The organism is Desulfatibacillum aliphaticivorans DSM 15576 (genome assembly GCF_000429905.1).
Taxonomy (GTDB): domain Bacteria; phylum Desulfobacterota; class Desulfobacteria; order Desulfobacterales; family Desulfatibacillaceae; genus Desulfatibacillum; species Desulfatibacillum aliphaticivorans.
Genome location: NZ_AUCT01000012.1, coordinates 81,295 through 98,625 on the forward strand (window position 1 = coordinate 81,295; position 17,331 = coordinate 98,625).

The following is a 17,331-nucleotide window of genomic DNA, read 5'->3' on the forward strand; positions in this document are numbered from 1 at the left end:
AGTGGTTAAGCCAGGACTATAAAATTATCCCATCATATGCTTGTACGCATTGATCAATCCGTTTGTGGAGGCGTCGTGGGAGTTCACGGGCCTTTCGTCTTCCAACTCCGGCAGAATCTTTTTGGCGAGCTGCTTGCCCAGCTCCACGCCCCATTGATCAAAGGAGTAGATGTTCCACAAAGCGCCCTGGACGAAAATTTTGTGCTCGTACATGGCGATGAGACTCCCCAAGGTTCTAGGAGTCAATTTTTTGAACAAGATGGAGTTGGTGGGCCGATTGCCATCAAAAACCTTGTGCGGCAAAATTTTGGCGATCTCCTCCGGCAATTTTCCTGCCGCCTCCAACTCCTTTTGCACTTCCCCGGCGGTCTTGCCGTTCATCAAGGCTTCGGTCTGGGCGAAAAAGTTGGAAAGAAGAATCTTATGATGCTCTCCTATGGGATTATGAGATTGTGCCGGCGCCAGAAAATCCGCCGGAATCATCTTGGTTCCCTGGTGGATCAGTTGATAAAAGGCGTGCTGACCGTTGGTGCCCGGCTCTCCCCAGATGATGGGACCGGTTTGCCAGGTTACGGGATTGCCGTCCCGATCCACGGACTTGCCGTTGCTTTCCATGTTCCCTTGTTGAAAATACGCCGGAAAGCGGTGCATGTATTGATCGTAAGGCAGGATGGCCTCGGTTTGCGCGTTGAAGAAATTATTGTACCAGATTCCAATCAGCGCCAGGATGACCGGGATGTTCCTTTCAAAAGGCTCCTTTTGAAAATGCACGTCCATGGCGTAGGCCCCTTTAAGGAGTTCGTGGAAATTCTCAAACCCCACGTAGCACGCGATGGACAGGCCAATGGCCGACCACAGGGAGTAGCGGCCGCCCACCCAGTCCCAGAACTCGAACATGTTTTGGGAATCGATGCCAAACTCCTCCACCGCTTCCTTGTTGGTGGACAAGGCGACAAAATGCCTGGCCACATGCTTTTTATCCCCGGCTTTTTCCAGAAACCAGGCCCGGGCCGTGTAGGCGTTGGTCATGGTCTCCTGAGTGGTGAAGGTTTTGGAGGCGATCATGAACAGGGTGGTTTCCGGGTTCAGGAGCTTGAGGGTTTCGGCGATGTGGGTTCCGTCCACATTGGAGACGAAATGGACGTTCATGTGGGGTTTGGCGTATGGCTTCAGGCATTCCGTGACCATGACGGGCCCCAGGTCGGAGCCGCCGATGCCTATGTTCACCACATCGGTTATGGCCTTGCCGGTGAAGCCTTTCCACTCTCCGGTAACAATCCGGCCGGAAAAAACCCGCATTTGCTCCAGCACCGCGCGCACATCCGGCATGACGTCTTTGCCGTCCGCCAGGACGGGCCCGTCGCCCTGACGCCGTAGGGCGGTGTGGAGCACCGCCCTGTTCTCGGTTTCGTTGATATGCTCCCCGGAGAACATGCTGTTTATCATTTCCTTGAGTCCGGCCTCGTGGGCCAGATTCAGAAGCAGCTCCAGGGTTTTGGTGGTGATCCTGTTTTTGGAGAAATCCACCAGGATGTCGTCCAAAGCCAGGGAAAAGTTATCGAACCGGCGCGGGTCTTCCTTAAAAAAGTCCCGCATATGCCGGTTTTTTATATCCTCATAATGCTTTTCAAGAAACAGCCACGCCCGGGTCTTCACCGGATTCGTCTTCTTCATCGTCTGCATCCTCCCTCTTGGCAAGGGTGATCCTGCTGTCAGCCACTTTGCATCCCTTAGGATATACAATCAGAGGGTTGATGTCCATTTCAACGATCTCAGGATGATCCGTAACCAACTGGGAAAGGCGCAGCAGGCAATCCTTGATGGCGTCGATGTCCGAAGGCGGCTTGCCCCGGAGCCCGCCCAGGATGGTGGAGGCCTTGGTGGAGCCGATCATTTCCACGGCGCTGGACTCCCACATGGGCGCCAGGCGGAAGGAAACGTCGCCGATGGCTTCCACAAAGGTGCCGCCCAGGCCGAACATGCACATGGGTCCGAAGCTGGGGTCGTTATGGGAGCCTATGATGATCTCCACGCCCTTTTCAGCCATTTGCTCCACCAGGACTCCGTCGATGACCGCGTCCTCCTTGAAAGCCTTGGCGTTGAGCAGAATCTGATCGTAGGCGGCCTGGGCCTCCTCCAGGGATTCGATGTTCAGCATCACGCCTCCGGCGTCGAACTTGTGCACAATGTCGCGGGAGATGATTTTCATGACCACGGGAGTCCCGAGCTCATCCATAATGGGCTTAACCTCTTCCGGAGAGGTCGCCACCCGATTTTGGAGCACAGGAAATCCGTAAATTTTCAGGATTTCGTTGGCTTCGGACTGAGGCAGGGTCACCCTGTCAACGTCCTTGAGCTTTTCCTTGATAATGGCGTTCACGGATTTGGAGTCCACATCGTAATGCACATACTCGCGCCGGATGTTTTCATTGGGCTCCACGTCCTTGGAAAAATGCACCATGGATTTGAGGGCGCGCACCGCTTCCTCGGGAAAGCTGTAGTTGGGGATGTTGTTCTCCTCCAGGTAGCGCACCCCCACGGACACATCCACAATGCCCATGAACGAACACAGCACCGGCTTGACCACCCCTTCCAGAACCCTGGGAACCATCTGGGCGGTTTCCAGGACGTCGGTCATCTTTTGCGGAGTGAGCACCACAATGGCGCCGTCCACGTCGCCGTCGTCCACAACCGCCCTTAAAGCGGCCTCGTAACGCTGGTAGTCCGCGTCCCCGATAACGTCAACAGGGTTATTGATGTTGGCTGTGGGGGGCAGGTTCTTGCCCAGGATGCGCCTGGTGCGCTCGCCGAATTCCGCCAGCTTCAGGCCGTGGCGCACGGCCGCGTCCGTGGTCATGATGCCGGGGCCGCCGGCGTTGGTGACAATGGCGATGCGGTTGCCCCTGGGCAAAGGCATTTGCGAAAAAGCCGTGGCGTAATGGAACATTTCGTTCACGTCTTCCACGCGCTGGATGCCGCTTTGCTGGAAAATGGCGTCGTAAGAAGCGTCGCTGCCGGCCAGGGATCCGGTGTGGGAGGAGACCGCCTTGGCGCCCTCTTCCGAACGGCCCGACTTGATGGCCAGCATGGGCTTCTTGTACTTCCAGGTGATTTTCCGGGCTACGTCCATAAACTTCCGGCCGTCTGTAATGTCCTCCAGATACATGAGGATGACGTCCGTGTCCGGATCCTGCCCCAGGTACTCCAAAAGGTCGATTTCGCTGACATCGGCCTTGTTTCCAAAGGATATGAACTTGGAAAAGCCGATGTTCCGGCCCATAGCCAAATCCAAAACCGCGGTGCACATGGCGCCGGACTGGGAGATGAACCCGATATTGCCCGGAGCAGGCATGGCCTGGGCGAAGCTGGCGTTCATGCTGAAGCCGGGAGCGGTGTTGATGATGCCCAGGCAGTTAGGGCCGATGAGACGGATTCCCCGCTCCTTGACCACGGCCTTAAGCTCGTTTTCCAGCTTAACGCCCTCACCGCCCACTTCCTTGAATCCGGCGGTGATAACAACCACGCCGCTGGCGCCCTTTTCCGCGGCCTGTTCCACAACGTCCACCACCATGGGAGCGGGTACGATGACCACGGCCATGTCCACGTCGTCCGGAATATCCTTAATCGTGGGATAAGCCCTGTTGGCGACCACGGACCGCGCGCGGGGATTGACCGGATACAACACGCCGGTGAACCCGCCCTCGATAATATTGGTCACCACGGCCCTGCCCACGCTGCCGATACGGTCTGTTGCTCCAATAACCGCAATGGATTTTGGCTCCATTATAGTCTTGATTGTCGCTGGCATGTGTTTCCTCCTGCCATATGTAGAATGCATTGTCCGCTCCGGAATTACCTTCAGCAGACATTTCCATCAGTTATTAACAGCAACCATTTTTATGTCAAACGGAAAAATAGTAGACCGGGGGAATATTGTAGGTCAAGGTTAAAAATCTATTAGACAAGGGTCATTTTTAGGGAAAAAAAACAAAAAGAAACCGCCCTTGCGGGACAAGCCCCGTTTCAACGCCCCGCAATAGCGCAGGTGATTGCAATGCCTTAAAATTCCTTAAAAAAGAGCACAGGCTGCCGAGGACCGCCCTCTACCGGCGATTACCACGGTGCAGGCTTTATTCAGGAAAGCAATAAGCTCAAAAGGAAAGGGCCCGTTCACCGGCGCGCCATATGGCGGCCTTGAACAGGCCCCAGACAGTTAGATCGCAAGACGCTAAAAGGATTTCTTAAGCAAGGGGACGCCCCCAAGGCTTAAATGTCGCTATCCAGAGTGGAGCGCTTCATCTGGGCGATGTCAAGCATGAAACTCCGGGCGGCTTCTGCGGACATGGAATACGGATTTAACTCAATGCTGGAGCAGTAGCGAAGGATGATGTCCTGGCTCACATCACCGGGATTAACATATGCCATGGACCACTTGGCAAATTCCCTTTGAAAAATTTCCCCGTAATCCAGCAGGACAACATTTGTATGACGAGGATCTGCTGCAATGGAATGATAAAGGCGGCTGATTATGTTGCGCTCGCCCTCGATCCATTGCATGAAGTGAGTCGGATCATAACACAAGAGCCCTGTTACGCCGATCTTTTGATTATTGACGCGGGCAGCCTTGAGAATACTGCGCACTTCGGGAACCCCGCAATTTTCGCTCAACTGGCTGGTGTAAATCAAACGGACCATTGTCATGGGCGCCTCCTGGCAATGACTCCCCCATAAAAAGTGCGCGGGGGGTTAATCCTTTCCAAACCATAACCGGCTGGAGAAATGAACGCTTTTAAAAATATGGATAGGATCATAACGCACATTGCCTGTTCATGCAATAAAATTGATTAATTTTCCTTTCCGTTTTTTTAAAAAAAGACCCATATTCCAATAAAATACAATGCCTCCCCTTCAATTATCGACAGGTTTTCAGAGCAGTCGGTCTTTGCAAGGCGAGCCCCGCCGCTTTTTTTCTCCAAGAAGGAATCAATCCATAGGTCGAACAGCCGATTTTCCACGATCAATTCCCTATGGAACCAGTATGGGAATAGCGGTCTAAAGGCGGCGCCCTTCAGGGAAAGAGCTGTGAAATGGATCACATAACCTATCAAATTCCGGCAATCCCGTATCGTTTTTTTACGCTCAAGAATCAAGTTTCCTGCAATTATAAAAAGTCTTGCGTCCTTTTTTCCATTACGTCTTGTTTTCCCCTAATCGTTTTTGCTATATTTTTTCATTAAGGCAAAACCCTAAACCACTTATTTGACGAAATAACCCCTCCTGCCTTTTCATAAGGAAAGGAGGCGCGGTTTGTTAGAAAAACATTAACAAGCCAAATGCAATTATCGGCGATCAGCTTGGCGCTTCTTTGATTCTTAACATCTTTAAGAATTAGTGCCGACAGGCGTTCCATAATTCTACTTAGGAAGGAGACGCAGCTCTTTCCAGGAGCCTTCAACCATGTGCACATACATCCGTAAATCTAGTCATTTCGGCAATATTCGTCACGCAATGCTGCTGCTGTTAACAGTGGTGTTGGTAGCAGTTTTTGCGCCCGGCAGCGCCATGGCAACGGCGACAAATTATTATGTGGACCCCAACGCCTCCACGGACGGCGACGGCGCCATGGCCACGCCGTGGAACAGCCTGCATACGGCGGTCACATGGTTAAACGCCAACGGATCGGGCGAAATTGTCTTGAACCTGCTTGCCGGCGTATACTCTACCGATGACGGGCATGAGCCGGACACGGTCCTTACGGTTGAAGACAACGGAGGCGCCATCACCAGCCTGCACATATTGGGCGACGACCCTTCCACGACCCTGTTTGAGGGCTATTACGGCAGCACATGGCTGGATGCAATCATCGTTACGGGCGATAACATCACGGTGGAAGCCTTGGGCATAGCGGGTTATGCCTCCGGCCGGGGCGTTTACTTCAACGGCGCCGATAACGGAAGCGTTGTCAACTGCGCATTCACAAACAACCTCGTGGGCGTGGAGTTTTCCGGCTGCACCAACGGCTCCGTGACCGGCGACTGCGTCATGGCCTTTAACACCTCCGCGGGCGTCATCCTGAACGAATCCACCTATTGTGAAATATATGGAAACGCCTCATCCGGCGGCATCAATAACAACGGGAACGGCATGAGCCCCTATGGCATAAAAATCACTGGAGCCAGCGGCGGCGGCCATTCCATCCACGACAACTGGATTCCCGCGGGGGGGGACGGCTATCAGATACATCAGATATACATTCAGGGGTCTACCATCCAGGATCACATTTATAGTAACATCATCCAGGATTCCTATTCATTGGACACTTACGGCGTAACCATAGTGGACGCCAGCCCGGCTATTTACAGGAACATCATCAAGGGCTGTTACTACGGCGTCTCCTGCGGCGCCAGCGCAGCGGGCATGGCAGCCTCCCCCACCATCACCAACAACCTCATATACGCCCAATCTTCAACGGACATGCATTCCGGCATCTATTTCAATGGGGAGAACGGCGGGACCCTCAACCCGGTCATCTACCACAACACCATCGCCACGGGCTCCGGCAGCGGCGTTGAGTTTTCGAATTTCGCGGGAACCGCCGACGTCCAATATAATATTTTGGCCTATTTCTCCAGTTATTATGGAATTGTCCTGAACTCCGGGCCGGGAACCATATACGCCGATTATAATATCACATACGAAGTCTACAACAGTTTTTACGGCTTCATCGAACAAACCAATAACATGTACGGCTATCCTTCCTTTAAGAACTACGGGGGAGAAGATTTCAGCCTGTCAAGCGGTTCGCCCTGCATTGACTTCATCCCGGCGGGCAGCGGCGACCCGGTAAACGAGGATATTGAAGGAACCGCAAGGCCCGTGGACGCAGGATTTGATGTTGGCGCGTACGAATACGTCACTCCGCCCCCCACCAAATTATATGTAGCTCCTTATGTGCCTGAGGGAGGCGACGGATCCGAAGCGAATCCCTGGAACACCCTGTACACGGCTCTTACCGAAATAAACACAAACAGCAGCATTTCGGGATCGGTGGAGTTGCATTTAGAGGCGGGCGCTTACACAGTGACGGGCAACGGAGGAATCGAGCCCGATGATGGACATTATGTTTCCGGCGGGTACTTCGACGACCTGACAATTATTGGCGCAGGTCCGGACTCCACGCTCATTTCCGGTGTGGGGGCCGGCTACTGGACCAATGGCATCCAAATTCAGACGTCAAACGTGACGGTTAAAAACCTCACGGTCGAAAATTTCTCCGGCGCCGGCCTTAAGTTCGAAAGCGCCTATTACGGCGGCGTGAAATCCTGCGCCCTGAAAGATAACGCTTACGGCGTTGAAATTTCCGGCGGGCAGGACCATTGGGTCCACGACTGCGACATATACAACAACAGCCTGTACGGCGTTTATCTGCATGATTCGGGTTTGGTGGACATTAACCAAAACCGCATTTACGACAACGGCGGATTGGCCGTGGCCCCCGGATTCGGCGTTTATATCGGAAGCGCCATGTACGGGGAGTACACAATTGCACAGAATAAAATCTACTATACAGGCGGCGCTACTTATCAACAGCTTACGGGTATTTACGTCGGCAACGCTTCCTATAACGACGTCATCGTTCAGAATGTAATCACCTCTACAGTCGAGACAGCCAGCACGGTGGGGATAAGCGTTCAGGACTGCAGCCCCGAGGTGGACGGCAACCAAATTTTCGACTGCACCACGGGCATCTCGGTGGATCAGGCGCAGGGCGGAGTTGCCAGCCCTCAAATCACGAACAATATCATTGCGGAGTTAAACAGCGGGACCTACGCCCTGGAGAATGGAGTCTCGCTAACGGGGAACGGATTGGCCTCCTTCGCCCCCGCAATCTATCACAACACACTTTACGGTGGATCGGGCGACGGCATCCAGGCCGCGAGCTTGTACAGCGACGTTGTGGAGTTTAATTTCAACATCATCCAAGGCTTTGACGGATACGGCATAAACGTGCTCACTTGCAACTCTTGCGCCGCCTATGCGGATTACAACGTCCTTTCCGATAACGGAAGCGGCCAGTTGAACCAGGTCACGGACATGGGCGCCAATATTTCGGACGTACAGCCCTTTTGGAACCGGGGAAACGGCGACTTTCGCCTGGCCTCCGGCGCCACGGCCATAGACGCCATTCCGGCGGCCATTACGGACACAGTCACCATAGACGCCCGCAACCTGAGCCGCCCCCAAAACATAGACTGGGACATGGGCGCCTATGAGATGGACCAGACCAATCCGGCCAATCCCATTCTGGATGAAAGCGATCCTGCTCCCGGCATCTGCACCGTTGATTCATCTGTGGTCATCAGTTGGACATTAGGAATGGACAATGAATCCGGCATCGCTGGATACTACTGGATATTAGACTCCGTCCCCGACACGGACCCCACAACCGGATCGCCCTTTTTTACGGAAAATCCGCCTAACGCCATTACGCTCAATTCCGGGGACAATTATTTGCACATTATTGCGGAAGACGTGGACGGCAACCTTGCAGCTTCGGCCCTGCACTATGGATCCTGGAATTACGATACGACCCCGCCTGACAACCCGGTGCTGTTGACCACATCGGTTGTAACCAATACCTGCACACAGGATACAAGCACCTCCCTGTCCTGGTACGTCAACGTGGACGACTGCGGCATGTACGGATTCTTCTACTATGTGGACTCCGACCCCACTGGCAGCGTCACCACATCCGACACCTTCTCGGCCTCGCCGCCCACATCCATTACCCTGAGTAAAGGCGCCAACTATTTGCATATCCGGGCCAAGGACAACAGCCACCTGCTGGCGGACGAAACCCTGACCATCGGCCCCTGGTACGTGGACGACGAACTGCCGGTCAATCCGGTTCTGAACAATTTTACGGTTATCACCAATACGTGCGTGACGGACACCAACGTGTATTTTAATTGGCAGACTTCGGGCTCCGACGATTGCGGAACCGTGGAATACGTCTATGTTATGGACTCGAGCCCGAATACGGATCCGGAACTTTCCGGGACGGCGACCCAAAGTTCAGCCCTGCCCGTCGTTTACACCCTGTCCACGGGAACCAATTACTTCCATTTGGTAACCAAGGACGACTTCAACTCCGCTTCGGAGATTTTGCATTTCGGCCCGTGGCTCAAAGACACGAATCGGCCAAGCAACCCAACTCTGGACTCCACAACTGTCAACGTAGGAGAATGCACGAATGCAACATACACGGATCTGACCTGGACGCCCGGCGCAGACGATTGCGGCCTGGACGGATACTATTGGGTGCATGACAGCTCCCCCAGCACGGACCCGGCCTCTGGCGGAAATTACGGCTCGTTGCCTGCGGACATCACCTTTACGACGGGAGACAACTACCTGCATGTCCAGGCCATGGACGAGGCGGGGCAACTTGCCTTGTCAGTCCTCCATATCGGCCCCTGGAGAAAAGACGACGCTTTGCCTGTCAATCCCGTTTTGACGGCGACATCCGTCGCCTCGGGCGCGTGTACAACGGCTGCATCAACCTCCCTAACCTGGACCGCCGGTTCGGACGATTGCGCTCTGGAAGGATATTACGTCCTGATCAATAACGAGCCTTCCACGGATCCTGAAATGTACGGAACGCTGGTAGGCGCCCTGCCTGAAACGCTAACCATCAATCCAGGTGTGGATACCTATCTCCATGTGATCGCCAAGGACGAAGCAGGAAACAGTTCGGGCCTGCCCCAGCATTACGGCCCCTGGAAAGGCGACGGCGAACTCCCCGTTAATCCGATACTGGACAGCGCAAGCGTGTCCACGGGAACCTGTACGGTGGAAACAATGACCTACCTGACCTGGACGCCCGGCTCGGACGACTGCGAAATCAACGGTTACTATTGGATCGTGGATTCCGCGGCTGACTCTGATCCTAAAAACCAAGGGAACTTCGGCGCCTTGCCTTCGGACATCTCCTTCTCAGCAGGGGATAACTATCTCCACGTTCAGGCGCAGGATAGCGCAGGCCAGCTTGCCGACGCGATTCTGCACATCGGCCCCTGGAAAATGGATGATGCGCCTCCTACCAACCCAGCCATGTTAAGCTGCTGTCAGCCCATAAGCACATGCCTGGACAGCACGTACATCACCATCACCTGGAACGCAGGAACGGACGATTGCGGCATCGACGGGTATTATTGGTATGTGGACCAAATATCCGACACCGACCCAACCATTGATGGAACTTATGGCGCCCTGCCCGCCAGCTTTAACATGAGCGTCGGCGACAACTACATGCATGTAATCGCCATGGACTCCGCAGGCCGGCTTGCAACGGAAGTCCTGCATTTGGGTCCCTGGCAGCGCGACGGCGCTCTTCCGGTTAACCCGACTTTGGCAGGCGCTTCCGTGCTTACGGGCTCCTGCGTGCTGGATGACGGAACCTATTTGTCCTGGAATGAAGGGTCGGACGACTGCGGTCTGGCCGGCTACTACTACATTGTGGACTCCGCAACAGCCACAGATCCAAGCTCCGAAGGAGATTTCGGCGCCCTGCCCACGGAGCTTACATTCAGCGACGGAGACAATTGGCTGCATGTGTTGGCAAAAGACGAGGCCGGAAAAACCGCTTCGGAAATCCTCCACATCGGCCCATGGCGCAAAGACGTCTCCCTGCCTGTCAATCCCCTTTTGACCGGAACAACGGTCCCAACAAGCACCTGCACCCTGGCGTCGGCGACGAACCTTACCTGGACCCCGGGCTCGGACGACTGCGACCTGGATGGCTACTGGTACATAATTGACTCCAACCCTGTCGCGGATCCTTCTATTGGAGGCGTTTTTACGGATGCGCTTCCCGAATCCATAGCCCTGCCTGAAGGCCAAACCTACCTGCATGTTCTGGCGCAGGACAGCCTGGGGCAAACCCCGGTCGATCCGCTCCACATCGGTCCCTGGACTGTTGACGCGGCCCTGCCGACCAACCCGGTTCTGGATTCCACCACCGTGACCACAGGAACATGCACCACCAGTTCTTTAACCGCCTTGACCTGGACCCCGGGCGATGACGACTGCTCCTTGCATGGCTACTACCATAAGATAGACTCGAGCCCCGACTCCGATCCCTACGCAGATGGAGTCTTTATTACCGAATTGCCCGCCAATATCGGCTTTTCCAACGGCGACAATTATTACCACATCGTGGCCGTGGACAGCCTGGGACAGCTTGCGGAGGAAACGCTCCACATCGGCCCCTGGAAAAAGGACGGCGCCCTGCCCTTAAACCCGGAACTGACATCCCTGGACGTCGTGACCGGAACTTGCACTCCGGAAACCAGCGTCAACCTGTTGTGGAACATGGGGTCGGACGACTGCGCAATTGACGGGTACTATTATATAATGGACGACATAGCCGACACGGACCCCTCTTCGGATGGAACCTTTGATGCTGCACCGCCGAGCAACATTTCCTTGATGCCGGGTTACAATTATCTCCACATTCGAACCCTGGACGAAGCCGGACAGCTTGCCGCCGACACGCTCCACATCGGCCCCTGGAGAATGGACGACGCTCCGCCCACACTCCCGACGCTGTATAGCAACAGCGTGCTCACCGGGGTGTGCCTCCTTGACGACAGCGTCACCCTGGGTTGGACCGACGGCTGGGACGACTGCGATCTGAACGGATACTACTGGATCCATAACGGCGCACCGGACACCGATCCCAGCATCAGTGGAAATTACGGCGGCTTGCCGACGGAAATGGCCCTGGAGTCCGGAGACAACTACCTCCACGTCAGGTCCAAGGACTCAGTGGGCCGGTTGTCTGACAACATCATGCATGTAGGCCCCTGGAAAAGAGACGTCAACCTGCCGGAGAACCCGGAGTTGATCGGATCGGACGTCGTCACGGGCGCGTGCACCAATGCAGCCAGCACAGCCCTGACCTGGACGCCAGGCACGGACGAGTGTAAACTGGACGGGTACTACTGGCTGGTGACCAATTCTCCCTTAACCGCCGCGACTAGCGGCGACTACGGAGATTTGCCGGAAACCATCACCTTGTCCACGGGCGACAACTACCTGCATGTGCGCGCCAGGGACGAGTCCGGACAACTGGCCGGCTCGACCGCCCATTTCGGCCCCTGGCGCCGGGATGATGCGCCGCCTGAAAATCCCAGGTTCCTGTCCTCCTCCGTGACGACAAATACATGCACCGTCAACGGAATCATAGCCATCGGCTGGGCCGCGGGCTCGGACGATTGCGAGTTGGCCGGGTACTATTGGATAGTGGACGCCGCCCCGGGCACCGATCCTTTGGCCTACGGGACAATGACGGAAACGCCCCCGGTCTCCACCCCCATTGTGGAAGGCGACAACTACCTGCATTTGATCGCAGTGGACACACTTGGGAACACGGCTTCCCAAACCATGCACATCGGCCCCTGGCGCAGAGACCTCACACCGCCCGCAAACCCAATCCTGGGCGCCACCTCCGTGGTCACGGACACCTGCACCAGCGACGCGGAAACCACACTCACCTGGACCTATGGTTCGGACAACTGCAGCGATGTGACCTATGCATGGATTGTGGACGAAAACGCATCCACCAATCCTTTGGATGGAACGCCGGAAATTGATTCTAATCCTCCGGGCAACATCCTGTTCGACTACAATACCAATTACTTACATATCGTAGCTGTGGACGAGGCGGGCAACGCCGCTGATACGGTCCTTCACTACGGCCCCTGGACCAAGTGCGACTCCGTAACAGGGCCGGACGTCACAAACTGGAGCCTGAATCCCTTTGGCGCCGGGTTTGTCCTGGAAGACCCCAACGGCGTGGACTTGTCCAGCCTGCAGGTGGTCCTGGACGTCCAGGGAGGCTATCAGACGGACATCACCAGCCAGTTGAATTTGAACTACAGCGATACGACGTACGTCACTGTAACTTATGAACGAACTAAGCCTTTTGTCGCAGGCTCCGTAATCACGACGACGGTCTACGTGGATGACGACCTTGGCAACCCCACAGATCCAAATCCCTTTGTTCTCTCCGGGACCATCCGGGACGCCATGACTCATGAATTGTACACAGGGGACTCCATCCAGGACGCATTGGACGTGGCCATTCCCGGCGATACCGTGCATTTAAACGCCGGAGAGTACACTATTTCGGGAAGCAACCTTCTCATCGGCTCCCGGCATTACGGAATCACCCTTATGGGCGATGGGCACGAGGACTCCATTATCGACTGCGGAGCCTACGGCATCGTCATGGACGGGGTTGCGGATTTCACCCTCAAGGGCCTTTCCATTGGAACGACCGAGGATCAGACCCTGTTGTTCCTGCAAGGCTCCAGTGAAAACGTGCTGATCGAAGGCAACGTCTTCGGCGTGACGCACGAGGCAAGGACTCCCCTGCTGCGGATCGGGGCGTCGGGTTCGGGCAACCGGATCGTCAATAACATAATGACCAGCGCTTATAACGCCGGTACGGGCGTTTATGTTGACGGCTCCATCACAGAGCTTGAAATCGTCAACAACACCATGGTTGACCTCATTAACGGCATTGATTGCATTGACAGCGCCAGCCCGCTGATTGCTTTCAACATCATCGCCTTCAACTCCGAAGGCATCTATGCGGACAACACCTTTGACGTGCATTATAACTGCGTATACGGAAACGGCGCCAACTACGACTCCACCATCACGCACGCCACGGACATCAACGAAGATCCCTTGTTTGTGGACGCCGCCGGCAAGGACTTCCATTTGCAGGAAATCTCTCCCTGCGTGGACGCCCTGGAGAGTTCCGCAGCTGCAACCGCCGGCACGGAGTTTCCGGCGACAGACCTGGACGGCGCCTTGAGGCCTGACGGTTCCAAATACGATATTGGCTGTTATGAAACATGGTTCTATGATGAAAACAGCCCCTACATCGAATCCTGGAGTTATGACGCCAACCTGCCAGGAGGCGAATTCGGATTCACCATAGGCGATGACTTTGGCGTGGATTCCAGTTCCGTAATCCTGACCATGACATCTGACCAGACGACCTATCCTCTGGTCATCACCAATACCCTGGTGGTGGACGACTCGGATTTGACCAGCGTGATCTTCAGCTACACCCCGGAAGCTCCCTGGCCGGCCAACGCCGTGGTGACGGCCACGGCGGTCTTCCAGGATTTTGCAGGCAACATGGGCGGAGAGAGCGTCACCTACACTGTCCGCGACAATGTAGTCAACCATGTGTACGCCGGCGAATCCATCCAGGACGCCCTGGACGCCTTGACCGCCGGCGACTCCCTGCTGGTGCATGCAGGAACCTTCACCCTCACAGACAGCCTGATGATTGAAGAGCGCCACAGCGGAATTCGCATCAGCGGCGAAGGCCCGGATTCCACCATCCTCACCTTTAACGGAAGCATTGGATGGGGCGTCCACCTTAATGGAGTCAAGGACTTCACCCTGGATGGATTCGGCATAGAAAGCGGGGACCTGACGCAGGGACACATCCTGCTGCAGTACGACGCTGAAAATGTTCTCATCAAGAAAAACCGCATAACCAGCGATTCGAGCAGCGCCCTGGACGCCCTGTCCATCTCAGCGACGGGAACGGGCAACCGGATCGAGAATAACCTGTTTGTGGACAATCAGACCGCAAGCATAGGAATTAACGTCTGGGCCGCGGCGAACGAGGTGAACGTCTCTCCTGAAATCGTCAACAACACCATTGTCGGTTTCCGTACGGGCGTCTTCTCCAGCGATACGTCTCCCAAAATCGCCTATAATATACTTGCCGACGGCATGTGGGGCGTGGGAAGGGATGGCGCCAGCTCGACCCTGGCCATCTATCATAATAACGCATCCGGAAACAGCCAGGCCAACTACTCCGGCCCCCTCAGCCACGAAGGAGACTGGAACACGGATCCTGGATTTGTGGATGCAGCCAACGGCGATTACCACCTGGACGGAACGTCCCCGTCTGTGGACTCCATCGAACCCAGCATCGCCAATGTTACGGGCGTAGCCTTCCCGACGGACGACCTGGATAACTCCAGCCGTCCCATCGGCGGATATTACGATCCGGGCTGCTACGAAACCCAGGCTGCCCTGGTTTTCACCTCCACTCCGGGAGACGCGGTGGATGAAAACGCCGTATACACCTACCAGCCCACGGTTTCCGGCGCTATTACAAGCTACGCATTTGCGGACGGATCCAACCAGCCGGCCGGCATGACCATTTCGGAAACCACCGGCGAAATCTATTACAATCCCTTGTACGACGATGAAGCCGGCACATACACGGTAATCATTGAGGCTACCGCCGCGGACGGCCGGTCCGTGACTCAGCAGTTTACCTTCACTGTAACCGCGGTCAACGATCCGCCGGAAACCCCCGCTTCGGTGGAGCCCCAGCCTTACGGGGCCATGGTGAACCGGCTGTTCTCCCTGGAATTCTACAGCTACGATGAAGAAACCGCGGCCCTGCAATACTCCCTGGGCTCCGGTCCTGACGGCATGGAAATTCCGGTTGCAACGGACGGCGTTGTGGAATGGGCGCCCCAATCCGGCGATACGGGAACGGCGACCTTCTCCGTCCTGGCGTCGGACGGCGTCAACAGCGTGAGCTCGGGCGTGTTGGACGTCACCGTGGTTCCCAGCCTGGGACTGGCGCCCGCACAGGGCAGCCCAGCCATCATAGTCACATACTCCGGGGCTGCGGCGCCCGTCACCACAACGGTGGAAATCGCCTGCCGGATTGAAGGGGGGCTGCCGCCGTACAGCGTGGATGTGATTGACGAGACCATCGGCGCAATTTCTGATCTGGACGCCGGCGCCGGGACTTTCACCTTCACGCCTTTGGCCTCGGGTCGCACCCAGTTGACAGTCACGGATTCCCTGAGCTTTACACTGACTTCAGGGATGTTCAACGTTCATTACATCGAGGCGACGCTGCTGGTCAACGGCGGCCAGGTTAACGCAGGAGAAGGCGCCACACTCACCGTCAACGAACCCGACAGCGACTTGGACGGCCTGAGCTTCACCATTCCCGTGGGATCGACCTCTTCCGTCATCACCCCCACCATCAGCCAGGTGGAAACGGGACAGCCTTACATGGAAGAACGGAGCAGCCCTGTTGTGGAAATCGGTCCTTCGGGAACCACCTTCGCCATTCCGGCGTCGCTGGCGTTCCCCAATAACAGCGGCTTGCCGACGGATGAACTCCTTGTATTCACTTACGACACGGAGTTGGGCAGATGGGTGTACGTCCCGGGCGCCGTAATTACAGGCGACACGGTGACTGTGCCCCTGGCCCACCTTTCGCTCTATACCCTGGCCAGGCCCACTGAGTTCACAACTCAGTTGAACGGCGGAACCGAGGTGGAGGATTACCGCTTGATCAGCTTCCCGGCTTACGCCGCGGATATGGAATCCATGGTGGAAATCCTTAGCGATCCGGATAATCTGGACGAATACGACGACGCCAAGTGGCGCCTGTTCGGATTCGATCCTCTGGCCCAGTATACGGAAGATCCCGAGGAATACTATTTGGAGGGCAATGCCGACGGATTTGACGATAAATTCCCGTTCGGTCCGTGCCAGGCTTACTGGGTCATTTCACGCTACGCCAAGGAGGTGGCGGCAAGAGGCCTGCATGTGGACTCGACCGAAGACTATTACACCACCCTGCAGCCCGGCTGGAACCTGATAGGCGACCCCTTCACCACAAGCCTCTACTGGACTCAGGTGGAAAGCTCCGTCGACGGAGAAACCTTCTACCGGCAGGATTCAGCCAGCGCAGACAACCCGCTGAAAGACAGAAACCTGTTCTACTACGAGCCCGACACCCGCAAGGCCGACCCGGACGGATACGTGGAAACCACGGTGATGCAGCCGTACGTCGGCTACTGGGTTAAAAACGACACCGGAGCGCCGCTTGTTGTCAAGCTGCCCGTAAGCGCATTTATTTACGCCGTCGTCGGCAAGGGAGATGCAGACGAAGAGCCCGGACTGTTGTCCAAGGCTGCCAGAAAGATCTCTCGCATGATCGATAGGGTCGCCTGGGCAGTGTCGGACGAAGATCGTCCGCCCTCCCCTCCGGGCTCCAGCGGCTCCAATGCAGGCTCAGGCTCGAACTCCATCGGCGTGGCTGACGGCGGCGGCGGGGGCGGCTGTTTTGTGGACGCTGCAAGGCCTGCCAAGCCTTCCGGCTCTGGCGCCATGACCCTAGCCGCGCTGTTGTTCGGGCTGGCTGCGCTTAAACTATTTGGGCAAGCCAAAAAGAACTAAAAGCCTTTAAAGAAACCA

At 55.9% G+C, this 17,331-nt stretch carries 4 protein-coding genes; 1 reads left to right on the forward strand and 3 read right to left on the reverse strand.

Features of this window, described 5'->3' with window-relative positions; genetic code table 11:
* Positions 1-24: 24 nt before the first annotated feature.
* The 3 genes from pgi to G491_RS0113335 all read right to left on the reverse strand — a co-directional run bounded on the left by pgi (position 25) and on the right by G491_RS0113335 (position 4,701).
* Positions 25-1,674 (reverse strand): glucose-6-phosphate isomerase, encoded by a 1,650-nt coding sequence (pgi, locus tag G491_RS0113325; protein WP_028314952.1) that lies wholly within the window; start codon positions 1,672-1,674, stop codon positions 25-27.
* Positions 1,628-3,808, reverse strand: a complete 2,181-nt coding sequence (acs, locus tag G491_RS0113330; RefSeq protein WP_028314953.1) for an acetate--CoA ligase alpha subunit — start codon at positions 3,806-3,808, stop codon at positions 1,628-1,630. The genes pgi and acs overlap by 47 nt, the downstream gene beginning before the upstream one ends.
* Before the next feature lie 458 nt (positions 3,809-4,266).
* Positions 4,267-4,701, reverse strand: a complete 435-nt coding sequence (locus tag G491_RS0113335; RefSeq protein ID WP_028314954.1) for a BLUF domain-containing protein — start codon at positions 4,699-4,701, stop codon at positions 4,267-4,269.
* Between the two features lie 861 nt (positions 4,702-5,562).
* On the opposite strand from G491_RS0113335, the gene G491_RS0113345 reads away from it, so the two are divergent.
* A complete protein-coding gene (locus G491_RS0113345) occupies positions 5,563-17,313 on the forward strand; it encodes a right-handed parallel beta-helix repeat-containing protein (protein WP_169829431.1) in 11,751 nt (3,916 codons plus the stop codon).
* Positions 17,314-17,331 lie beyond the last annotated feature (18 nt).

Coding starts and splice junctions, on each gene's coding strand:
- G491_RS0113335 (WP_028314954.1), bottom strand. CDS start 4,701: ATGACAATGGTCCGTTTGATTTACACCAGCCAGTTGAGCGAAAATTGC.
- G491_RS0113345 (WP_169829431.1), top strand. CDS start 5,563: ATGGCAACGGCGACAAATTATTATGTGGACCCCAACGCCTCCACGGAC.
- pgi (WP_028314952.1), bottom strand. CDS start 1,674: ATGAAGAAGACGAATCCGGTGAAGACCCGGGCGTGGCTGTTTCTTGAA.
- acs (WP_028314953.1), bottom strand. CDS start 3,808: ATGCCAGCGACAATCAAGACTATAATGGAGCCAAAATCCATTGCGGTT.